Below are 20,804 nucleotides of genomic sequence, written 5' to 3'. Positions count from 1 at the left end.
CTTCCGCCTCGCGCGCCCGCGTTGACCTGCTGGTACAGGCCATCTTCGGCCGCGTGCGGGGATGGTGAAGGGCTCGTGCAGACTGGCGGTATGCGCATCGAACTCGCCACCGTCCCCGGCAGTCCCGAACGCCCCAACGAGGACTGGGTGTCCGGGACTCTTCCCGCGTCCGGCCAGGGCGGTGCGCTGGTGCTGCTCGACGGTGTCACCCCACCGCGGGGGAACGACGGTTGTGTGCACTCGGTCCCGTGGTTCACCGCGCGGCTGGGCGGTGCGCTGGTGGAACTGTCCGGTTCCCGCCCTGATCTGACCCTGGCCGAGATCCTGGCCGCGGCCATCTCCCGTACAGCCGAAGCCCATCGGGTCACCTGTGACCTTTCTCACGTGCGCACGCCTCAGGCGACCGTGGCCCTGGCGCGTTGGGGCGAACGCACGATCGAGTACCTGGTGCTGTCCGACTCGGTCCTGCTGCTGGAGTCCCACGACGGTGCGGTCCGGTCGATTCTGGACGACCGGCTGACGCGGCTGCCGCCGGGTTCGCTCGCCTCGAACGAGATCGCCGACGCCACCGTGCGCAACAAGGAGGGCGGCTTCTTCACGGCCGCCGCCGATCCGGCGGTGGCCTCGCGCGCGGTGACGGGCCGTGTCCCGGCGGCGGACGTCCGGGCGCTGGCCGCCCTCACGGACGGCGCGGCCCGCTGGACGGAGGTGTTCGGCGAGGGCGACTGGGCGGACACGCTGGGGCTGCTGCGGAAGGCGGGGCCGCAGGGGCTGATCGACCGGGTGCGGGAGCTGGAGGAGGCCGACGCGGCGGCCGGGCGCGTACGGCTGCGGCGGGGCAAGACGCACGACGACGCGACCGCGCTCCTGGTGGAGCTGGTCTGACGGACAGCCGGAAGCCGGGTCAGCTCTCCGCGCGGGCGTTCAGCTGGTGCAGGAGCCGGGCCAGCTCGGCGACCTCGGCCCGGTCCCAGTCGGCGAGCTTGCGCACGTAGCGCCCGCGGCGGGCGTCCCGGACGCTGCGGAAGCGGGCCAGGCCGTCGTCGGTGAGGTGGACGAGCCAGGCGCGCCCGTCGGCCGGATCGGGTTCGCGGGCCACCAGACCGAGGTTCTCCAGCGAGTGGAGCTGGCGGCTCATGGTGGCCTTGCCGACGCCGAAGTAGGCGGCCAGTTCGGTGGCCCGCTGCCGGCCCGCCGCCTCCAGGCGGACGAGCAGACCGTAGGCGGCGGGCTCCAGTTCGGGGTGGACCTCCCGGGCCATCTCGCCCGAGCTGGCGCGCGCCCGGCGCAGGAACACGGCGAGCTCACGCTCCAGCGCCAGGAACTCATGGTCCACGCCGCTCACGTCGGGCGCGCCCGGCCCCTCGGGTGCGCCCGGCTCCGGCCCGCTGTCGTCTCCGCGCACGTCAGTACCCCTCGTACGGTTCCCTGCCGATGAAAGCTGCCACCGCGGCCGGTCATCGCCGCAGCTCGGCCAGTATTTCGCAGGAGTGGACCCACCACGCCGCCCCGGCCCCGATCCGGGGCCTGTCGCCATCCCTCACCCCACTATGCACTCGATGTATACATGCTATGTATAGTCATCGCCGTACCGCACACCTGTGCGGGATTTCCCGCACAGAGGAGTGATGTGTCGTGCCCGGAAAGATGCCGTTGCCCGGGATGGGGTTGGCCGCGGCGCTGGTGACGGCGCTCACACTGACGTTGAGCGGCTGCTCGATGGAGACGACCGCGCCGGGTTCGGCACGCGGGGAGGCGGCGTCCGACGCCAAGGGTGAGTTCGGGCCGGTCGACTGCCGCAAGGCCAAGTGCATCGCCCTGACCTTCGACGCGGGCCCGGGCGAGGACACGCCGAGACTGCTGGACATCCTCAAGGAGAAGAAGGTGCACGCCACCTTCTTCCTGCTGGGCAAGCACCACGTCGTCAAGCACCCCGACGTGGTGCAGCGCATCGAGGACGAGGGCCACGAGGTCGCCAACCACACCTGGACGCACCAGGTGCTGACCGACCGGAAGCCGGACGAGATACGGGCCGAGCTGGAGAAGACCCAGGTGGCCATCGAGAAGATCACCGGCAAGAAGCCCCGGCTGATGCGTCCGCCGCAGGGCCGCACCGACGACACGGTCTCGGACATCAGCAAGGACCTCGGGCTCTCCCAGGTGCTGTGGAGCGCCACCGCCAAGGACTACTCGACCAACGACTCCGCGCTGATCAAGAAGCGGATCCTGGACCAGGCGAGCAAGGACGGCGTCATCCTGCTGCACGACATCTACGAGGGCACCGTCCCCGCCGTGCCCGGCATCATCGACGCGCTCCAGAAGGACGGCTACACCCTCGTGACCGTCCCCGAGCTGATGGCTCCCGCCGAGCCGCAGCCGGGCACGATCTACCGCCCCTGAGCGCCCCGGCCGGCCATCACGGCATGCGGAACGGCCCGCCCCCGTTGACTCGGGAAGCGGGCCGTCCGTACCGGTCGCGCACCTGATACCGCGCCCGTCACTGCGTGGCACTCAGGCCGCGGCCGGGATCCTTCCGGCCGGGGCCGTGGCCGGGGCGAGGGCGATCTCCAGCACCTGGCGGACGTCGGTGACCGGGTGGACGTCCAGCTTCTCCAGCACCTCGGCCGGCACGTCGTCCAGGTCGGCCTCGTTGCGCTGGGGGATCACCACGGTCGTGATGCCCGCCCGGTGCGCGGCCAGCAGCTTCTGCTTGACGCCACCGATCGGCAGCACCCGTCCGGTCAGCGACACCTCGCCGGTCATCGCCACATCCGTACGGACCAGGCGTCCGGAGAGCAGCGAGGCCAGCGCGGTCGTCAGCGTGATGCCGGCGCTCGGGCCGTCCTTGGGGACCGCGCCCGCCGGGAAGTGGACGTGCACGCCCCGGTCCTTGAGGTCCGCGACCGGCAGCTCCAGCTCCGCGCCGTGCGACCGCAGGAAGCTCAGCGCGATCTGCGCCGACTCCTTCATGACGTCCCCGAGCTGACCGGTCAGGGTCAGTCCGGACGCCCCGGTCTCCGGGTCGGCGAGCGACGCCTCGACGAAGAGGACGTCACCGCCCGCCCCGGTCACCGCGAGCCCGGTCGCCACGCCCGGCACCGCGGTGCGGCGCTCGGCCGGGTCCTGTGCGGAAACGGCAGCTCGCGGTCGCCCAGTTCGTGCTGGGCCGCGACCTTGCGGAGCAGCCGGGCGACGGCCCGCTCCAGATTCCGTACGCCCGCCTCACGGGTGTACTCGCCGGCCAGCTTGCGCAGCGCCGACTCCTCCAGAGCGACCTCGCCCTTCTCCAGACCGGCCCGCTCCAGCTGGCGCGGGAGCAGGTGGTCCCGGGCGATGACGACCTTCTCGTCCTCGGTGTAGCCGTCGAGGCGGACCAGCTCCATGCGGTCGAGCAGGGCCTCCGGGATGGCTTCGAGGACGTTGGCGGTGGCCAGGAAGACCACGTCGCTGAGGTCGAGCTCGACCTCAAGGTAGTGGTCGCGGAAGGTGTGGTTCTGCGCCGGGTCGAGGACTTCGAGGAGGGCGGCGGCCGGGTCGCCCCGGAAGTCGGAGCCGACCTTGTCGATCTCGTCGAGCAGGACGACCGGGTTCATCGAACCGGCCTCCTTGATGGCCCGCACGATCCGGCCGGGGAGCGCGCCGACGTACGTACGCCGGTGGCCCCGGATCTCCGCCTCGTCCCGGACACCGCCGAGCGCGACGCGGACGAACTTGCGGCCCATGGCGTGAGCGACGGACTCGCCGAGCGAGGTCTTGCCGACGCCGGGCGGGCCCACGAGGGCGAGCACGGCACCGCCGCGACGCCCGCCGACGACGCCCAGCCCTCGGTCGGCACGCCGCTTGCGCACCGCCAGGTACTCGGTGATCCGCTCCTTCACGTCGGCCAGGCCTGCGTGCTCCGCGTCCAGGACCTCCTGGGCGCCGCGGATGTCGTAGGCGTCCTCGGTGCGCTCGGTCCAGGGCAGTTCGAGGACGGTGTCCAGCCAGGTGCGGATCCAGGAGCCCTCGGGGGACTGGTCGCTGGAGCGCTCCAGCTTCTCGACCTCCTTGAGCGCGGCCTCGCGGACGTGCTCGGGCAGGTCGGCGGCCTCGACGCGGGCCCGGTAGTCGTCGGACTCGTCCTCCGGGTCGCCGTTGAGCTCGGCGAGCTCCTTGCGTACGGCGTCGAGCTGGCGGCGCAGCAGGAACTCGCGCTGCTGCTTGTCGACGCCGTCCTGGACGTCCTTGGCGATGGACTCGGCCACGTCCTGCTCGGCGAGGTGCTCGCTCAGCCACTGGATGGCGAGCTTCAGCCGGGCGACCGGGTCCACGGTCTCCAGGAGCTGGACCTTCTGGGCGGTGGAGAGGAACGGTGAGTATCCGGAGTTGTCGGCGAGCGCGGAGACGTCGTCGATCTGCTGGACCCGGTCCACGACCTGCCAGGCGCCGCGCTTCTTCAGCCAGCTGGTGGCGAGCGCCTTGTACTCCTTGACCAGCTCGGCCGCGGATCCGGGCAGCGGATCGGGGGCGGCGGTCTCCAGCACGGTCCCCTCGACCCAGAGCGCCCGGCCGGGACCGCTGGTCCCGGCTCCGATGCGGACCCGGTCACGGGCCCGGATGAGGGCGCCCGGATCGCCGTCCGACAGGCGTCCGACCTGCTCGACGGTGCCGAGGACACCGGTCCCCGTGTAGGTGCCGTCGATGCGCGGGACCAGCAGCACCTGGGGCTTGCCGCCGCCGGGGCGGGCTGCGGCCTGCGCGGCCTCGACGGCGGCGCGCACCTCGGTGTCGGACAGGTCCAGCGGCACCACCATGCCGGGCAGGACGACCTCGTCGTCGAGCGGCAGCACGGGCAGGTCGATCGGTGTGAACGCCTGGGACTCGTTAGTCATGATCTCCCCTTCGGCAGGCAAGTTGAGCTATGTGGGCTCAATGCTTGTGAGTCGCCGAATGTTCCCCGACCGGTGTTCGCTCTGAGCGATCAGCCCGGCGGCGGTACGTCTCACCAGGGCTCCCCTCCCCCGTACGGCAGCACTCGAAGGCGAGCGGTTGTTCCCCTCCCCGGCGCGGGAAAGGCGCTGGCATCCACCCCCACAGCGGGCCAGGATGGGCGGGCACCGACCGCCACGACCGGATACCGGAGAGCCGCATCATGTCCGCGACGACCGCCCCCGAACCGATGGAATCGCTGCCTGTGCGCTCCCCCGGCACCCCCGTCGTCCTCGACCGCCGGGAGGGGCCCTTCGGCGAGGTCGTCCTGCGCGAGCGCGGGGAGCACTTCGAGATCATCGCCAACGGCTGCTTCCTGATGGACACCTCCGACGGGCGCTCCGAGCGGCTGCTGATCGATGTCGCGCTGGCCTCACTGCCCGCAGACCGGACAGCCCCCTCCGTACTCATCGGCGGCCTCGGTGTCGGGTTCTCCCTGGTGCGGGCCGCCGAGGAGGAGCGCTGGGGGCGGATCGTGGTCGTGGAGCGGGAGCAGGCGATCGTGGACTGGCACCGGGAGGGGCCGCTGGACCGGATCTCCGGAGCGGCGCTGGCCGACCCCAGGACCGGGATCCTGCACACGGACCTGGTCGCCCACGTCCGTACCACCACGGAGCGTTACGACGCTCTCTGCCTGGACATCGACAACGGCCCCGACTGGACGGTCACGGAGAGCAACGGAAGCCTCTACTCCCCCTCCGGTCTGGCGCACTGCCACGACCGGCTGACCCCGGGCGGCGTGCTCGCGGTCTGGTCCGCGCAGCCGTCGCCCGCCTTCGAACAGGCATTACGGAATGCCGGGTTCAGCGGGGTTCGGACCGAAGAAGTGGCCGTTGCCCGAGGTGTGCCCGACGTGGTCCATCTCGCACTCCGGGCCGGCTGAACCCCCTCCCGGTATGCGTGGCCCCGGCGGTGGCACGGGTCAACCGTCACAAGGCCGACGATCCGGCCGCCCGTCCGGCCCGAACTCGTGACCCCGGGGCAACACCCTGCGTAGCCGGGAGGCCTCCGCTGCCTTTACGCTGCTGACCGGCACACGGGATCACCCACGAAATCCACGAGCGAAGACCGTGCCTCCGGGGGAATGGCCCCCGCGAGAACGGGCAGGGGCGGGGCGATGGAACAGACACACACCACCCACAACGGCGTCGCGGCCACCCCGGGGGCTCAGCGCCGGGTGCTGGTGGTCGAGGACGACGCCACGATCGTCGACGCCATTTCCGCCCGGCTGCGGGCGGAGGGCTTCCTGGTGCAGACCGCGCTGGACGGCCCCGCGGCCGTGGACGCGGCCGAGGCCTGGCAGCCCGATCTGATGGTGCTCGACATCATGCTTCCGGGCTTCGACGGCCTGGAGGTCTGCCGCCGGGTGCAGGCGTCGCGCCCGGTGCCGGTGCTGATGCTCACCGCACGCGACGACGAGACCGACATGCTGGTCGGGCTCGGGGTCGGCGCCGACGACTACATGACCAAGCCGTTCTCCATGCGGGAGCTGGCCGCCCGGGTGCACGTGCTGCTGCGCCGGGTGGAGCGGGCGGCGCTGGCCGCCGTCACCCCGCGCAGCGGGATACTGCGCCTGGGTGAGCTGGAGATCGACCACGCGCAGCGCCGGGTCCGGGTGCGCGCCGAGGACGTCCACCTCACGCCGACCGAGTTCGACCTGCTGGTCTGCCTCGCCAACACCCCGCGCGCCGTGCTCTCCCGGGAGCAGCTGCTGGCCGAGGTGTGGGACTGGGCGGACGCCTCGGGCACCCGCACGGTCGACAGCCACATCAAGGCGCTGCGCCGGAAGATCGGCGCGGAGCGGATCCGTACCGTGCACGGTGTGGGCTACGCCCTGGAGACCCCCGCGCCATGACCCGGCCAGGGTCCGGACTGCGGCCCTTCTCGATCAAGGCAAAGCTCGGCACGCTCGTCGTGGTCTCGGTGTTCATCACCACGGGTCTGCTGATCGTCGCGCTGCGGACCCGTACGGAGTTCCGCTTCATCACGGTGTTCTCGGTGATCGCCACGCTGCTGATCACCCAGTTCGTGGCGCACGGTCTGACCGCGCCGCTGGACGAGATGAGAGCGGTGGCCCGGTCGATCTCGCACGGCGACTACACGCGCCGGGTGAGCGGCGCCGGGCGGCGGGACGAGCTGGGCGACCTGGCGCAGACGATCAACCGCATGGCGGACGATCTGGAGGCGGAGGACCGGCATCGAAAAGAGCTGGTCGCCAATGTCAGCCATGAGCTGCGTACGCCCATCGCGGCGCTCAGAGCCGTGCTGGAGAACGTGGTGGACGGGGTGTCCGCCGCCGATCCGGAGACGATGCGCACGGCGCTGAAACAGACGGAGCGGCTCGGCCGGCTGGTCGAGACGCTGCTGGACCTGTCGCGCCTGGACAACGGGGTCGTCGCCCTCAAGGCACGCCGTTTCGAGGTGTGGCCGTATCTGTCGGGCGTACTGAAGGAGGCGAATCTCGCCGCCTCCCAGCGACGGCTGTCGTCGGGTTCGGGCAATCACTCCCGTACGGACGTCCATCTGCATCTGGACGTCTCGCCGCCGGAACTCACCGCGCACGCGGACGCCGAGCGGCTGCACCAGGTGGTCGCGAACCTCATCGACAACGCGGTCAAGCACAGCCCGCCGCACGGCCGGGTGACGGTGCTGGCGCGGCGCGGGGCCTACCCCGAGTCGCTGGAGCTGGAAGTCATCGACGAGGGGCCGGGCATTCCGGAGGCGGAGCGCCACCGGGTGTTCGAGCGTTTCAACCGGGGCCAGGCGCCCTCCCCGCAGGGGCCGGGCAGCGACGGCGGTACGGGTCTCGGCCTCGCCATCGCCCGGTGGGCGGTCGATCTGCACGGCGGCCGGATCGGTGTGGCCGAATCCGTGCGGGGCTGCCGGATCCAGGTCACTCTCCCGGGAATCTCCGAGCCGCGCGGTTGACCGTCTCGTTGGCATAGGGTCGAACCGGAAGGGCACGTTCATACGTGTCCTGCCAGCAAGGGGCCTCAAGGGGATGCGGTCGCAGGGCCGTGTCCACGGTCCTGCGTACCCGAAGTGCAGTGGAACCTCGCTTGTTTCCCGCCATTTCCTGCGCCGAAACCCGCCCTTCGATGTGATGTGCACGACGAAGCACCGGCCCGGCCTGCAAGGAACGGTTCGGGGGGCGTAGCCTTGATTTCCGCTGTCCATCACCTTGTGAAGCGGAAGAGGGCGGTTGCCGCCGTGTCGTCTCAGTCCCCCAGTAACTCAAGCGTCTCGACCGACCAAGCCAGCCCGGGCACCAACCCGGCCGCGGCTTTCGGCGCCAATGAATGGCTCGTCGACGAGATCTACCAGCAGTACCTCCAGGACCCCAGTTCGGTCGATCGTGCCTGGTGGGACTTCTTCGCCGACTACAAGCCGGGTGCCGCCGGCACGGCGGACAAGCCCGCTCCCGGGGCCTCGGGGGCCCCGGTGACCGAGGCAGCCGCCCCGGCCGCGCCAGCTCCGGCAGCCGCTCCGGCTCCGGCGAAGGCCGCGCCCGCCGCCGCTCCGGCAGCCCCCGCGCAGCCGGCCCCGGCCAAGGCCGCGCCCGCTCCGGCGAAGGCCGCCCCCGCCGAGGCGAAGCCCGCGGCGGCGAAGCCCGCTGCCGCGCCCGCCAAGGCGAAGCCCAAGGCGGACGAGTCCACCGAGGCCCCGGCAGGACCGGAGTACGTGACGCTGCGCGGCCCCTCGGCCGCCGTCGCGAAGAACATGAACGCCTCGCTGGAGCTGCCGACGGCCACGTCCGTCCGCGCGGTCCCGGTGAAGCTGCTCTTCGACAACCGCATCGTCATCAACAACCACCTCAAGCGCGCCCGCGGCGGGAAGATCTCCTTCACGCACCTCATCGGGTACGCGATGGTGCAGGCCCTCAAGGCCATGCCGTCGATGAACTACTCCTTCGCGGAGAAGGACGGCAAGCCGACCCTGGTCAAGCCGGAGCACGTCAACCTGGGTCTGGCCATCGACCTGGTGAAGCCGAACGGCGACCGCCAGCTGGTCGTCGCGGCCATCAAGAAGGCCGAGACGCTCAACTTCTTCGAGTTCTGGCAGGCGTACGAGGACATCGTCCGGCGCGCCCGCATCGGCAAGCTCGGCATGGACGACTTCACCGGCGTCACCGCCTCGCTGACCAACCCCGGCGGCATCGGCACCGTCCACTCGGTGCCCCGCCTGATGCCCGGTCAGGGCCTCATCATGGGCGTCGGCGCGATGGACTACCCGGCGGAGTTCCAGGGCACCTCGCAGGACACCCTCAACAAGCTCGGCATCTCGAAGGTCATGACGCTCACGTCGACCTACGACCACCGGGTCATCCAGGGCGCCGCCTCCGGCGAGTTCCTGCGCGTCCTGTCCCAGCTGCTGCTCGGCGAGAACGAGTTCTACGACGAGATCTTCAAGGCGCTGCGCATCCCCTACGAGCCGGTCCGCTGGCTCAAGGACATCGACGCATCGCACGACGACGACGTCACCAAGGCCGCGCGGGTCTTCGAGCTGATCCACTCCTACCGGGTCCGCGGCCACGTCATGGCCGACACCGACCCGCTGGAGTACCACCAGCGCAAGCACCCCGACCTGGACATCACCGAGCACGGCCTCACCCTGTGGGACCTGGAGCGGGAGTTCGCGGTCGGCGGGTTCGCCGGCAAGACGATGATGAAGCTCCGCGACATCCTCGGCGTGCTCCGTGAGTCGTACTGCCGCACCACCGGCATCGAGTTCATGCACATCCAGGACCCGAAGCAGCGCAAGTGGCTCCAGGACCGGGTGGAGCGCCCGCGTCCGAAGCCCGAGCGCGAGGAGCAGCTGCGCATCCTGCGCCGGCTGAACGCCGCGGAGGCGTTCGAGACCTTCCTTCAGACGAAGTACGTCGGCCAGAAGCGGTTCTCGCTGGAGGGCGGCGAGTCCGTCATCCCGCTGCTCGACGCCGTTCTCGACTCCGCCGCCGAGGCCCGTCTCGACGAGGTCGTCATCGGCATGGCCCACCGCGGCCGCCTGAACGTCCTGGCGAACATCGTCGGCAAGTCGTACGCCCAGATCTTCCGCGAGTTCGAGGGCAACCTCGACCCGCGCTCGATGCACGGCTCCGGCGACGTCAAGTACCACCTGGGCGCCGAGGGCACCTTCACCGGTCTGGACGGCGAGCAGATCAAGGTCTCGCTGGCCGCCAACCCCTCGCACCTGGAGGCGGTCGACCCGGTTCTGGAGGGCATCGCCCGCGCCAAGCAGGACATCATCAACAAGGGCGGCACGGACTTCACGGTCCTGCCGGTCGCGCTCCACGGCGACGCGGCCTTCGCGGGCCAGGGCGTCGTCGCCGAGACGCTCAACATGTCGCAGCTGCGCGGCTACCGCACCGGCGGCACCGTGCACGTGGTGATCAACAACCAGGTCGGCTTCACCGCCGCCCCGGAGTCCTCGCGCTCCTCGATGTACGCCACCGACGTGGCGCGCATGATCGAGGCGCCGATCATCCACGTCAACGGCGACGACCCGGAGGCCGTGGTCCGCGTCGCGCGGCTCGCCTTCGAGTTCCGGCAGGCGTTCAACAAGGACGTCGTGATCGACCTCATCTGCTACCGCCGCCGCGGTCACAACGAGGGCGACAACCCGGAGTTCACCAACCCGCAGATGTACACCCTGATCGACAAGAAGCGCTCGGTGCGCAAGCTCTACACCGAGTCCCTCATCGGTCGCGGCGACATCACGCTGGAAGAGGCGGAGCAGGCGCTCCAGGACTTCCAGGGTCAGCTGGAGAAGGTGTTCGCCGAGGTCCGCGAGGCCACCTCGCAGCCGGCGTCCCCGCACGTCCCGGAGCCGCAGGCCGCGTTCCCGGTGGCCGTGGAGACGGCCGTCTCCGCCGAGGTCGTCAAGCGGATCGCCGAGTCGCAGGTCAACATCCCCGAGTCGATCACCGTCCACCCCCGTCTGATGCCGCAGATGCAGCGTCGCGCGGCCTCGGTGGAGAACGCCACGATCGACTGGGGCATGGGCGAGACCCTGGCCATCGGTTCGCTGCTGATGGAGGGCACCCCGGTCCGGCTCGCCGGCCAGGACAGCCGCCGGGGCACGTTCGGCCAGCGCCACGCGGTCCTGGTCGACCAGGTCACCGGCGAGGACTACACCCCGCTGCTGTACCTGGCGGACGACCAGGCCCGTTACAACGTCTACGACTCACTGCTCAGCGAGTACGCGGCGATGGGCTTCGAGTACGGCTACTCGCTGGCCCGTCCGGAGTCGCTGGTCATCTGGGAGGCCCAGTTCGGTGACTTCGTCAACGGCGCGCAGACCGTCGTGGACGAGTTCATCTCCTCGGCCGAGCAGAAGTGGGGCCAGACCTCCGGCGTCACGCTGCTCCTGCCGCACGGCTACGAGGGCCAGGGCCCGGACCACTCGTCCGCCCGCCCGGAGCGCTTCCTCCAGATGTGCGCGCAGGACAACATGACGGTCGCGATGCCGACCCTGCCGTCGAACTACTTCCACCTGCTGCGCTGGCAGGTGCACAACCCGCACCACAAGCCGCTCATCGTCTTCACCCCGAAGTCGATGCTGCGTCTGAAGGCGGCCGCCTCGTCCATCGAGGAGTTCACCTCCGGCGGCTTCCGCCCGGTGATCGGCGACGCGTCGGTCAAGGCGGAGGACGTCCGCAAGGTCGTCTTCGTCTCGGGCAAGCTGTACTACGACCTGGACGCCGAGCGGGAGAAGCGGGGCGACACGGAGACCGCGATCATCCGCCTGGAGCGGCTGTACCCGCTGCCGGGTGCGGAGATCCAGGCCGAGATCGCGAAGTACCCGAACGCCGAGAAGTACCTGTGGGCGCAGGAGGAGCCGGCGAACCAGGGTGCGTGGCCGTTCATCGCGCTCAACCTGATCGACCACCTGGACCTCGCGGTCGGCGCGGACGTGCCGCACGGCGAGCGCCTGCGCCGCATCTCGCGGCCGCACGGCTCGTCCCCGGCGGTCGGCTCGGCCAAGCGTCACCAGGCGGAGCAGACGCAGCTGGTCAACGAGGTCTTCGAGGCCTGAGGACGCACAGCTGAACATCCCGGGGACCCGGTTCCGCGCTTGTCGCGGGGCCGGGTCCCCGGCGTTTCCCCGCTGGATATCCTTCTCCCATGTACTTCACGGACCGTGGCATCGAGGAACTGGAGAAGCGGCGCGGCGAGGAGGAGGTCACCTTCGAGTGGCTCGCCGAGCAGCTGCGGACCTTCGTCGATCTCAACCCCGACTTCGAGGTGCCCGTCGAGCGCCTGGCGACCTGGCTGGCCCGGCTGGACGACGAGGACGACGAGGACGAGTGATCCTCGGGGCCTGATCTGCGGGGTCCAAGGGTCTAGGGAGTACCCGCCCTGGCCCGCTCGTAGAGGAGCCCCAGCGCGCCCTGTGCCAGCAGCACCGCCCCGGCCGCCGCCCAGCCGCCGCTGCGGCGTCGCGCGCCCCAGAGCAGGAGCGGGAGCCCGGCCGCGAGCTGGACGGCGGCGACGGCCCGGGCGCGGGGGCCGCGTACCCACGGGCCGACCCGGCTGTTCTCGACCGCGTCCAGTTCGACCCGTACGGCATCGCGCCAGCCGGCCCACTCGACGCGGTCGACCTGGCGCTGCGCAGCAGCGACGCTGCGCAGCCGGTCGGCGCTCTCGCCCGGGGAGAGCCCGGCGGGCAGGGCCAGTCCGGTGCCGGTGAGGACGGCGAGCAGTCCGCGCAGCCGGGCTTCCGCGTCGCTTTCCGGATCGGGGCGGGTCAGCTGCTCCAGCGCCTGGACGTCCAGCACCGGGTCGAGGCCGAGCCGGGCGGCGAAGGTGCGCATGGCCTCGTCCTCGCCCACCGGGGTGCCGTCGGTCAGCCAGACGTACCCCACGGGCCGGCGGAACCCGGCGGCGAGGGTGTATCCGGCCCGGTCGGCGTCCCACCACAGGGCGAGCACCGGCCAGGTGGAGCCGACGGCGAGCGCGGTGGCCCAGCCGCCGAGGACCCGGTCGACCGGCTCGGCGTCCTGCTCCGCTCCCCCGGCCCGCCAGGGCTTCCCCTCCGGGACGAGCGCACTCCACTCCTCGCCCGCGCGGACCAGCAGCATCTGCTCGCGCAGCAGGTGGGCGAGCGGCCGTACGGTCTCGGGGTCGGCCCGGCACAGCAGGAGGGCCCCGGTGGATGTCGCGTTCATGGCTCATACGCTAGGGCAATATGCCCACATTTGATCGTGTTGCAGGCATTCTGCTGACCGTTGACGAGGCACGACATCCCTTGACTTCCCCCATCCGCGATATATCGTGTTCTTCACGAGACGCGATATGTTGCGTTGCCACGCTTCCCGGGAGGTCACATCCATGCCTGTGTCGACATGGACCATCGATGAGCCGCGGAAGCTCTCCTTCGACGATCCGGTGACGGCGCTCCAGGTGCGTGTCGTCGACGGCACGGTCAACGTGGTCGGGACCGACGAGCCGGGCGCCCGGCTGGAGGTCTCCGCGATCGAGGGGCCGCCGCTGATCGTGACCCAGGAGGACGGCCGGCTCACCGTGGCGTACGAGGATCTGCCCTGGCAGGACCTCCTGCGCTGGCTCGACCCCAAGGGCCGCCGCCGCAGCGCCGTCGTCTCGCTCGTCGTGCCCACCACGGCCTCGGTCGAGGTCGGCGTGATCGGCGCGGGGGCCTTCGTCTCCGGCATCAGCGGCCGCACCGAGGTCCGCGGCATCACGGGGGACTCCACGCTCGTCGGGCTGACGGGCGCGGTGCGCGGGGAGTCGGTGTCGGGCAGCCTGGAGGCCCAGAGCGTCACGGGGGACCTGCGCTTCCAGTCCGTGGCCGGTGATCTGACGGTGATCGACGGGGCGGGGGCCTCGGTCCGGGCCGAGTCGGTCAGCGGTGACATGGTGCTGGACGTCGACCCGTCCGGGAAGCCCACGGACATCCGGCTGACCACGGTGTCCGGCGAGATCGCGATCCGGCTGCCGCACCCGGCGGACGCCAGGGTCGAGGCGAACACCGCGAGCGGGGCCGTCTCCAACGCCTTCGAGGACCTGCGGGTCGGCGGGCAGTGGGGCGCGAAGAAGATCACCGGCACGCTGGGCGCCGGGACGGGAACCCTGCGGGCGACGACCGTGTCCGGTTCGATCGCCCTCCTGCGCAGGCCGCCCGCCGAGGACGACGCGTACGCCGCCGAGCCGACCGGAAAGGTTCTCTGACATGCCCCCCGTATTCGCCCACGGCCGTCTGCGCCTGTATCTCCTCAAGCTCCTGGACGAGGCCCCGCGCCACGGTTACGAGATCATCCGCCTGCTGGAGGAGCGCTTCCAGGGCCTCTACGCCCCGTCCGCCGGCACGGTCTACCCGCGGCTGGCCAAGCTGGAGGCCGAGGGCCTGGTCACCCATGCCACCGAGGGCGGCCGCAAGGTCTACTCGATCACCGACGCCGGCCGCGAGGAACTGGCGGGCCGCAGCGGCGAACTGGCCGACCTGGAGCTGGAGATCCGCGACTCGCTCTCCGAGCTGGCCGCCGAGATCCGCGACGACGTACGGGGCGCGGCGGGCCGGCTCCGCAGCGACATGCGGGCGGCGGCATCGGAGTCCCGGCACGGCACGAAGGCGGGGCCCGGGTCCGGGTCCGGGTCGGGGACCGGGAAGACGAAGGGGAAGGGCGAACCCTCCTCGCCCTTCGGAGACTTCGGCGACTTCGGCAATCTGGGCGACCTCGGCGACAGCGAGGCGTGGCGCACGGCGAAGGAGGAGCTGCGCCGGGCCAAGCAGGAGTGGAAGGAGCAGGCGCGCCGGGCGAAGGACGAGTCCCGGCGCGCCCGGGAGGACGCCCAGCAGGCCCGCCGCCAGGCCAAGGAGGCCCAGGAGAAGGCGCGCGAGCAGATGCAGACCGCCGCCCGCCAGGTGCAGGAGCACTTCGCCCGGGGTGACTGGCCCTCCGGCGTACGGGAGGGTCTCGCGGAGATCACCGGCCAGCTCGGCGGCTTCGCCCGGTCCGGCACCTGGCCTCCGTTCGGCAAGCCCGGGCCGGAGACCGCCCCGCCCGTCCAGGACCCGGCCCCCGGTGCGGACTGGGGGCAGGACGTGCCGACGACCGGGGACCCGGTGCGCGATCTGGACCGCCTGCTGGACCGGTTCCGCGACGGCGTCCGGGACACGGCCCGCGATCACGGGGTGACGGAGACCCGGCTCGCGGAGGCCCGCCGCCATCTGGGCGAGGCGGCGGCGCGGATCGAGGCGCTGCTGACGGCGGAGGACGAGGACAAGGCCTGAGGCTCCCGGGGGTGGGGCGGGAGCCCCGCCCCTCACCCGGCCTGGGCGTGCCCCTGGCCCGCGCCGCCCCTGCCCGCTTCGGGGCCGTACAGCGCGCGCTGCACGGCCGTGTAGGTCGCACCGTGCTCGGCGAGGACGTCGGCGACGACTCCGGGCTTCGCGGTGAGGGCCAGGAGCAGGTGTTCCTCGCCGATGAACCGGTCGCCACGGCCGAGGGCCACCCGGAGCGCGTTCTCCAGCACGGTCTTCGCCCCCGGAGTGAAGGGGCGGTGCCCGGACCACCACCGGCGGCTGCGGCGGTCGGCGTCCAGGGCGCCTTCGCCGTGAGCTCCCTCGACGCGGGAGACGATCGCGCCGAGGTCGATCCCGATGCCGGCGAGGGCGTCGGTGTCGGCCCTGGTCAGGCCGCCGCGGCGGCGGGCCTCGGCGAAGGCGGCGTCCAGGGAGGCCCGGCGGTCGTGGAGGCCGAGTGCGGTGACGGCGAACGCGGCCCGGCCGCCCTCCTGTTCCAACAGTGCGAGCAGCAGGTGTTCCTCGGTGACCGAGCCGGCCCCGGCCCGCTCGGCCTGGGCCACGGCACCCTTCACGGTGGAGCGGGCCCCCCGGGTGAATCGCTCGAACATCAACGCCTCCCGTACTTCTTGTGCACGGCCTGCCGGCTGACGCCCAGCTCGGCGGCGATCTCCTGCCACGACCAGCCCTGAGCGCGGGCGCTTCCGACTTGTACGGCTTCGAGCTGCTCCAGCAGCCGCCGCAGCGCGGCCACCGCCCGCAGCCCGACACGCGGGTCGCGGTCACCGGCGCGCGCGGCCAGATCCGTTGCTTCGGTCATGATGTCAACTTACATTGACACGCATCGCCCGTCAATCAAAGTTGACATCATCGTCGGCGAGGCGCGCGTGCCGCTCGACGTCGTACCGGACCTTGCCGTACCGCAGCTTGGCCCGCTCGATGCCCTCGGACGCGAATCCGGACCGGGTCGCGACCCGGCAGGAGGCGACGTTGTCGGTGCGGTGGCCCAGCTCCAGCCGGTACAGCCCGAGCTCGTCGAAGGCCCAGCGCGTGAGGGCCCGCACGCCGGCCGGGGCAACGCCCCGGCCGCGGGCGGATTCGGTGGTCCAGTAGGAGACCCAGCCGCTGTCGTGTGCCCGGTTGACGACGTTCAGCGCCACACAGCCGAGCGCCTCGCCCTCCTCCCCCACGACGGCCCAGGAGTAGCCGGTGCGCGCCCCTCGCTCGCGCGCGCGTTCGGCGATCCAGGCCAGCGCCCCGGACCGGTCGTCCACGGGCCGGTCCGCCTGGCGGTCCATCTCGGCCGGGGCGAAGGCGCGGAGCACCGCCGAGGCGTCGTCGGGCAGCCAGGGGCGCAGCAGAAACCCTTCAGGGGTGGTCAGTTCGTCCATACGGCCCAGCTTCCCGCACGGTCACGACCACCTCACCCCCGGGCCGCGCGAGGACGACCGGCCATGCACCGCGCGACGAGGCGCCAAGGACATGGGCGGGTCCGGTGACGGTGACACGCCAGCCCCGGGACGCGGGCGGCAGGGACAGCTCCGTCACCCCGGGCCGGGCGGCGGCCCGGTAGGCGAGGCGGTAGGTGCGGGTGCCCGCGTCGTACGTGTCGGAGCGGACGGTTCCCGCGACGGCCGGGGCGTACGGGGTGGCGGTCTGCTCCTTGTTCGTACGGAAGCGGCCGCGCTCGTCGACCGCGCAGTAGCCGCCGCCGTAGCACCAGACGTACCCCGCCCAGCCGGAGCTGTAGCGGTTCAGGGAGGCGACGGCCTCGCGGTAGAAGCGGCCCATGTTGGGGAGGGCGTTGTTCAGCGGCCCCCACTCCCCCACGACGACGGGCATACGGTGGCGGGCCGGATAGGCGGTGACGGCGGCCTCGTACGCCTCGATCCAGCCGGCGTCCGGGTCGTAGTCGGCGCCCGCCTCCATGGCGGTGTTGTAGAAGTGCGGGGCGTAGACGGTCCGGTTGTCCTTGATGCGCCCCAGCCCGGTCGGGACACCCTCCCCGACGATGGGGGTCGGCTCGACGAAGATCCAGGTGTCGCGGTCCTTCGTGCGGACGGCGCGGGCGAGCCGGTTGTACATGGGTGTGAGGTGCTCGGCCTCGATGCGGCGGGCGGCGGTCGGCAGGTCCTCGCCCTCCCGCAGCTCCCCCATGGGCTCGTTGATCAGGTCGTAGCCGATGACGGCGGGGTGGCGGCCGAAACGGTCGGCGAGGACCTGCCACATGGCGGCCTGGGCGCGCTGGAGGTCGGGGTCCTCGTAGAGGTGGGTGAAGGCCCGCTGGACGGCGGGCTGGAAATACTCCGAGAACCAGTCGTCGGGGTTCGGCGTGAACGGCAGCCCGTCGGTCCTGGTGGCCCATTCCGGGATACCGCGGTGGCCGAACGCGGGCCCGAAGACGTCCTGGTGCGCGTCGATGAGGACGTGGACGCGGTGCTTGCGGGCCCAGTCCAGGATGCGTTCGATCTTGTGGAGGTAGCGCGCGCTGTACTGGCCGCGCCGGGGCTCCAGGTCGTCCCAGAAGACCAGCAGCCGGGCGAAGTTGAAGCCGTTGGCCCTCAGGTCGCGGAAGTGCCGTTCGGTGATGGCGCTGAGGGCGTCCTCGCCGCGGTTCGCCTTGTCCTCGACGTTCCAGCCGCGCAAGGTGAGGGTGCGCCCGCGGTCGTCGGTGAGGGGCGGGATGGCGCGGTCGTACGAGGACGAGGTCGGGGGCGGGGAGGGGGAGACGGGTGCGGGGCGCGCCGAGGCGGCGGGGGCGAGGGCCCCCGCCGCGAGCACGGACGCGACGACAAGTGCCATGAGTGCTCTGCCCATTCGCATGGGCGGCATCCCATCAGCAAAGATGAGACTTGTTCAAGTATGCGGAGCGGAGGAGTTCCTGGCGGATCTAGGAGGTCGGCGTGAGGACGATCTTCCCGAACAGGTCGCCGGACTCGAGCCGCTGGAATCCCTCCCGGGCCCGGTCGAGCGGCAGCACCTCGTCGATGACCGGGCGCACCCCGGTGGTGGCGCAGAACGCAAGCAGGTCCTCCAGCTCGTCCTTGGACCCCATGGTGGAGCCGACGACCTTCAGCTCCAGGAAGAAGATCCGGGTCAGTTCGGCGTGCGTGGGCCGGTCGCCGCTGGTGGCCCCGGAGATGACGAGGGTGCCGCCGGGGCGCAGCGACTTCACGGAGTGGGACCAGGTGGCGGCCCCCACGGTCTCGATGACGGCGTCCACGCGCTGCGGAAGCCGGGCGCCGGGCTCGTACGCCTCCAGCGCGCCGAGTTCGACCGCCCGCTCGCGCTTGGCCTTGTCCCGGCTGGTGGCGAAGACCCGCAGCCCGGCGGCCTTCCCGAGCACGATCGCGGCGGTGGCGACCCCGCCGCCGGCGCCCTGGACGAGCACGGAATCCCCGGGCCGCACCCCGGCGTTGGTGAACAGCATCCGGTACGCGGTGAGCCAGGCGGTCGGCAGGCAGGCGGCCTCGGCGAAGCTGAGTTCCTTCGGCTTGGGCAGGACGTTCCAGGTGGGGACGGTGACCTGCTCGGCGAAGGTGCCCTGGTAGCGCTCGGTGAGGATGGAGCGCGGCTCGTTGGGCCCGACGCCGTGCCCGGACTGCCCGATGACGGAGTGCAGGACGACCTCGTTGCCGTCCTGGTCGACGCCGGCCGCGTCGCAGCCGAGGATCATCGGCAGCCGGTCCTGCGACAGGCCGACGCCGCGCAGGGACCAGAGGTCGTGGTGGTTGAGGGAGGCGGCCCGGACGGTGACGGTGCTCCACCCGGGACGCGCCTCGGGGGCCGGGCGATCGCCCAGCTCCAGGCCGGCGAGGGGCTGGTCGGGGTCGATGCGGGCTGCGTAGGCGGCGAACATGGGTCGACGATAGGCGGGGCGGGGCGCGCACGTAACCGCCTCCGCGTGTGACGCACACCAACCGGGGTGGGCCCGCGCCCAGTGCTTGGCCGACGGGGCCCGCGCCCACCAGCTCCTGCCCGGCGGGCCCGCACCCACCAGCTCCCGCGGCGATTGAGCCGCGCCAACTCAGCCCCTCCGGCGTTTGAGGAGCGGGGTCCGGGGCAGCGCCCCGGGGGGCTCCGCCCCCAGACCCCCGCTGCTCAATCGCCGCAGGGGCTGGTGGTTAGGGCACCCCCCTCAATCGCCGGAGGGGCTCAGTGGTGCAGGCCTCAATCGCCGCAGGGGCAGAAAAGGGGCGCCTCGATCACCGCAGGGCGGAAACGCACGGGCGGGGCCCGTACAAGTACAGGCCCCGCCCATCACGCGCCGCTCGGCAACAGCCTCAGCGTCGAGCCACACCCTCAGCCCGCGCCGCCGCGGCCACCGCAGCAGTGACCGCCGGCGCCACCCGCTCGTCGAACGGGGACGGGATCACGTAATCCGCCGCCAGCTCATCGCCGACCACGTCGGCCAACGCGTTCGCCGCGGCGATCTTCATGCCCTCCGTGATCCGCGAGGCCCGCACCTGCAGCGCACCCGCGAAGATCCCCGGGAACGCCAGCACGTTGTTGATCTGGTTCGGGAAGTCGGACCGCCCGGTCGCCACCACGGCCGCGTACTTGTGCGCGACCTCCGGGTGGACCTCCGGATTCGGGTTGGCCATCGCGAAGACGTACGCGCCGGGCGCCATCGAGGCCACCGCCGCCTCCGGGACCGTACCGCCGGAGACGCCGATGAAGACGTCCGCGCCGGCGAGCGCCTGCTCCAGCGAGCCGGACAGGCCCGCCCGGTTCGTCAGCTCCGCCAGCTCGCGCTTGACCTCGGTGAGGTCCTCGCGGTCGCGGCTGACGATGCCCTTGCGGTCGGCCACCGCGATGTCGCCGATCCCCGCCTCCAGCAGGAACTTGGCGATCGCCACGCCCGCCGCGCCCGCGCCGGAGATGACGCCGCGCAGATCGCCGAGCGTCCGCCCGGAGAGCTTCGCGGCGTTGCGCAGGGCGGCCAGCGTGACGACCGCGGTGCCGTGCTGGTCGTCGTGGAAGACCGGGATGTCCAGCCGCTCCTGGAGCTTGCGCTCGATCTCGAAGCAGCGGGGCGCCGAGATGTCCTCCAGGTTGACCCCGCCGAAGGAGGGGGCGAGCCGGACGACGGTGTCGACGATCTCGTCGGCGTCGGTGGTCGCGAGCGCGATCGGCACCGCGTCGACGCCGCCGAACTGCTTGAAGAGGATGGCCTTGCCCTCCATCACGGGGAGGGACGCCTCGGGCCCGATGTCGCCGAGGCCGAGCACGGCGGTGCCGTCCGTCACGACGGCCACGACCTGGGACTTCCAGGTGTAGTCGTGGACGAGCTCGGGGTTGTCGGCGATGGCGCTGCACACTTTCGCCACACCGGGCGTGTACGCCAGGGAAAGGTCGTCCTTGTCCCGGATCGGGACGGTGGACTGCACGGCCATCTTCCCGCCCCGGTGGAGGGCGAAGGCCGGATCGAAGGGCTCGTCGGCCCCCGTGTCCGCCGCGCTCGTGCGCTCGATGCCACGGTCGGTGGCGCTGTCGATGGTGCTGTCGCTGCGAGGATTGACGATCTCCGCTGCCATGGTGTTGACCCCTTAAGTCTTCATCGTTTGAGGGTG

The 20,804-nt window shown here is 71.7% G+C and carries 17 protein-coding genes and 1 pseudogene; 9 read left to right on the top strand and 9 right to left on the bottom strand.

Going from position 1 to position 20,804, the window contains the following annotated elements; genetic code table 11:
* Positions 1-90 precede the first annotated feature (90 nt).
* On the top strand, positions 91-885 hold the full coding sequence (locus IE134_RS14470; protein ID WP_030715378.1) for a protein phosphatase 2C domain-containing protein: 795 nt from the start codon (positions 91-93) through the stop codon (positions 883-885).
* A 19-nt stretch (positions 886-904) separates the two neighbouring features.
* Here IE134_RS14470 and IE134_RS14465 read toward each other — a convergent pair whose 3' ends face one another.
* On the bottom strand, positions 905-1,405 hold the full coding sequence (locus tag IE134_RS14465; RefSeq protein ID WP_030715381.1) for a MarR family winged helix-turn-helix transcriptional regulator: 501 nt from the start codon (positions 1,403-1,405) through the stop codon (positions 905-907).
* Positions 1,406-1,647: 242 nt separating this feature from the next.
* Between IE134_RS14465 and IE134_RS14460 the strand changes: the two genes are divergently transcribed.
* The gene (locus tag IE134_RS14460; protein WP_030715384.1) at positions 1,648-2,400 is read left to right on the top strand and encodes a polysaccharide deacetylase family protein; all 753 of its coding nucleotides are present in this window, start codon (positions 1,648-1,650) and stop codon (positions 2,398-2,400) included.
* Between the two features lie 111 nt (positions 2,401-2,511).
* Here IE134_RS14460 and IE134_RS14455 read toward each other — a convergent pair.
* Positions 2,512-4,871: pseudogene (locus IE134_RS14455) on the bottom strand (endopeptidase La).
* Between the two features lie 260 nt (positions 4,872-5,131).
* On the opposite strand from IE134_RS14455, the gene IE134_RS14450 reads away from it, so the two are divergent.
* From IE134_RS14450 to IE134_RS14430, 5 genes are all read left to right on the top strand, one after another.
* The gene (locus IE134_RS14450) at positions 5,132-5,851 is read left to right on the top strand and encodes a spermidine synthase family protein (RefSeq protein ID WP_098019795.1); all 720 of its coding nucleotides are present in this window, start codon (positions 5,132-5,134) and stop codon (positions 5,849-5,851) included.
* 234 nt (positions 5,852-6,085) lie between these two features.
* Complete coding sequence (locus IE134_RS14445) at positions 6,086-6,823, top strand: response regulator transcription factor (RefSeq protein WP_010061462.1); 738 nt, start codon at positions 6,086-6,088, stop codon at positions 6,821-6,823.
* On the top strand, positions 6,820-7,896 hold the full coding sequence (locus tag IE134_RS14440) for a HAMP domain-containing sensor histidine kinase (protein ID WP_030715393.1): 1,077 nt from the start codon (positions 6,820-6,822) through the stop codon (positions 7,894-7,896). The genes IE134_RS14445 and IE134_RS14440 overlap by 4 nt, the downstream gene beginning before the upstream one ends.
* Before the next feature lie 282 nt (positions 7,897-8,178).
* Positions 8,179-12,003, top strand: a complete 3,825-nt coding sequence (locus tag IE134_RS14435) for a multifunctional oxoglutarate decarboxylase/oxoglutarate dehydrogenase thiamine pyrophosphate-binding subunit/dihydrolipoyllysine-residue succinyltransferase subunit (RefSeq protein ID WP_030715395.1) — start codon at positions 8,179-8,181, stop codon at positions 12,001-12,003.
* 89 nt (positions 12,004-12,092) lie between these two features.
* Entirely contained in the window at positions 12,093-12,278 is a 186-nt protein-coding gene (locus IE134_RS14430; RefSeq protein WP_010061466.1) for a DUF6104 family protein, read from the top strand.
* Positions 12,279-12,310: 32 nt separating this feature from the next.
* Here IE134_RS14430 and IE134_RS14425 read toward each other — a convergent pair whose 3' ends face one another.
* The gene (locus IE134_RS14425) at positions 12,311-13,135 is read right to left on the bottom strand and encodes a hypothetical protein (protein ID WP_030715397.1); all 825 of its coding nucleotides are present in this window, start codon (positions 13,133-13,135) and stop codon (positions 12,311-12,313) included.
* Positions 13,136-13,298: 163 nt separating this feature from the next.
* Here IE134_RS14425 and IE134_RS14420 point away from each other — a divergent pair, with 163 nt between their 5' ends.
* The gene (locus IE134_RS14420; RefSeq protein WP_030715399.1) at positions 13,299-14,156 is read left to right on the top strand and encodes a DUF4097 family beta strand repeat-containing protein; all 858 of its coding nucleotides are present in this window, start codon (positions 13,299-13,301) and stop codon (positions 14,154-14,156) included.
* A 1-nt stretch (position 14,157) separates the two neighbouring features.
* Positions 14,158-15,219 (top strand): PadR family transcriptional regulator, encoded by a 1,062-nt coding sequence (locus IE134_RS14415; RefSeq protein WP_030715401.1) that lies wholly within the window; start codon positions 14,158-14,160, stop codon positions 15,217-15,219.
* 32 nt (positions 15,220-15,251) lie between these two features.
* Here IE134_RS14415 and IE134_RS14410 read toward each other — a convergent pair whose 3' ends face one another.
* From IE134_RS14410 to IE134_RS14385, 6 genes are all read right to left on the bottom strand, one after another.
* Complete coding sequence (locus IE134_RS14410) at positions 15,252-15,842, bottom strand: Clp protease N-terminal domain-containing protein (RefSeq protein WP_098895575.1); 591 nt, start codon at positions 15,840-15,842, stop codon at positions 15,252-15,254.
* Positions 15,842-16,051, bottom strand: coding sequence for a helix-turn-helix domain-containing protein (locus tag IE134_RS14405; RefSeq protein WP_010061472.1), 210 nt, complete (start codon positions 16,049-16,051; stop codon positions 15,842-15,844). Before IE134_RS14405 ends, IE134_RS14410 begins: the two co-directional genes overlap by 1 nt.
* A 31-nt stretch (positions 16,052-16,082) precedes the next feature.
* The gene (locus IE134_RS14400; protein ID WP_030715407.1) at positions 16,083-16,622 is read right to left on the bottom strand and encodes a GNAT family N-acetyltransferase; all 540 of its coding nucleotides are present in this window, start codon (positions 16,620-16,622) and stop codon (positions 16,083-16,085) included.
* The gene (locus IE134_RS14395) at positions 16,600-18,033 is read right to left on the bottom strand and encodes a cellulase family glycosylhydrolase (protein WP_098895574.1); all 1,434 of its coding nucleotides are present in this window, start codon (positions 18,031-18,033) and stop codon (positions 16,600-16,602) included. Before IE134_RS14395 ends, IE134_RS14400 begins: the two co-directional genes overlap by 23 nt.
* An 88-nt stretch (positions 18,034-18,121) precedes the next feature.
* Positions 18,122-19,090, bottom strand: a complete 969-nt coding sequence (locus IE134_RS14390) for a zinc-binding dehydrogenase (RefSeq protein WP_030715412.1) — start codon at positions 19,088-19,090, stop codon at positions 18,122-18,124.
* A gap of 424 nt (positions 19,091-19,514) precedes the next feature.
* Positions 19,515-20,768 carry an NAD(P)-dependent malic enzyme gene (locus tag IE134_RS14385; RefSeq protein ID WP_032783558.1) on the bottom strand — a complete coding sequence of 418 codons (1,254 nt, stop codon included), beginning with the start codon at positions 20,766-20,768 and terminating at the stop codon, positions 19,515-19,517.
* Positions 20,769-20,804 lie beyond the last annotated feature (36 nt).

The sequence above is a fragment of the Streptomyces rubiginosohelvolus genome (assembly GCF_014649875.1).
Classification (GTDB): Bacteria; Actinomycetota; Actinomycetes; order Streptomycetales; family Streptomycetaceae; genus Streptomyces; species Streptomyces rubiginosohelvolus.
This window is presented reverse-complemented; position numbering and strand designations above follow the sequence as displayed.

Excerpts from the sequence above, each read along its gene's own strand:
- IE134_RS14470 (WP_030715378.1), top strand. The coding sequence starts at position 91 with ATGCGCATCGAACTCGCCACCGTCCCCGGCAGTCCCGAACGCCCCAAC.
- IE134_RS14460 (WP_030715384.1), top strand. The coding sequence starts at position 1,648 with ATGCCGTTGCCCGGGATGGGGTTGGCCGCGGCGCTGGTGACGGCGCTC.
- IE134_RS14450 (WP_098019795.1), top strand. The coding sequence starts at position 5,132 with ATGTCCGCGACGACCGCCCCCGAACCGATGGAATCGCTGCCTGTGCGC.
- IE134_RS14445 (WP_010061462.1), top strand. The coding sequence starts at position 6,086 with ATGGAACAGACACACACCACCCACAACGGCGTCGCGGCCACCCCGGGG.
- IE134_RS14440 (WP_030715393.1), top strand. The coding sequence starts at position 6,820 with ATGACCCGGCCAGGGTCCGGACTGCGGCCCTTCTCGATCAAGGCAAAG.
- IE134_RS14430 (WP_010061466.1), top strand. The coding sequence starts at position 12,093 with ATGTACTTCACGGACCGTGGCATCGAGGAACTGGAGAAGCGGCGCGGC.
- IE134_RS14425 (WP_030715397.1), bottom strand. The coding sequence starts at position 13,135 with ATGAACGCGACATCCACCGGGGCCCTCCTGCTGTGCCGGGCCGACCCC.
- IE134_RS14420 (WP_030715399.1), top strand. The coding sequence starts at position 13,299 with ATGCCTGTGTCGACATGGACCATCGATGAGCCGCGGAAGCTCTCCTTC.
- IE134_RS14415 (WP_030715401.1), top strand. The coding sequence starts at position 14,158 with ATGCCCCCCGTATTCGCCCACGGCCGTCTGCGCCTGTATCTCCTCAAG.
- IE134_RS14410 (WP_098895575.1), bottom strand. The coding sequence starts at position 15,842 with ATGTTCGAGCGATTCACCCGGGGGGCCCGCTCCACCGTGAAGGGTGCC.
- IE134_RS14405 (WP_010061472.1), bottom strand. The coding sequence starts at position 16,051 with ATGACCGAAGCAACGGATCTGGCCGCGCGCGCCGGTGACCGCGACCCG.
- IE134_RS14400 (WP_030715407.1), bottom strand. The coding sequence starts at position 16,622 with ATGGACGAACTGACCACCCCTGAAGGGTTTCTGCTGCGCCCCTGGCTG.
- IE134_RS14395 (WP_098895574.1), bottom strand. The coding sequence starts at position 18,033 with ATGGCACTTGTCGTCGCGTCCGTGCTCGCGGCGGGGGCCCTCGCCCCC.
- IE134_RS14390 (WP_030715412.1), bottom strand. The coding sequence starts at position 19,090 with ATGTTCGCCGCCTACGCAGCCCGCATCGACCCCGACCAGCCCCTCGCC.
- IE134_RS14385 (WP_032783558.1), bottom strand. The coding sequence starts at position 20,768 with ATGGCAGCGGAGATCGTCAATCCTCGCAGCGACAGCACCATCGACAGC.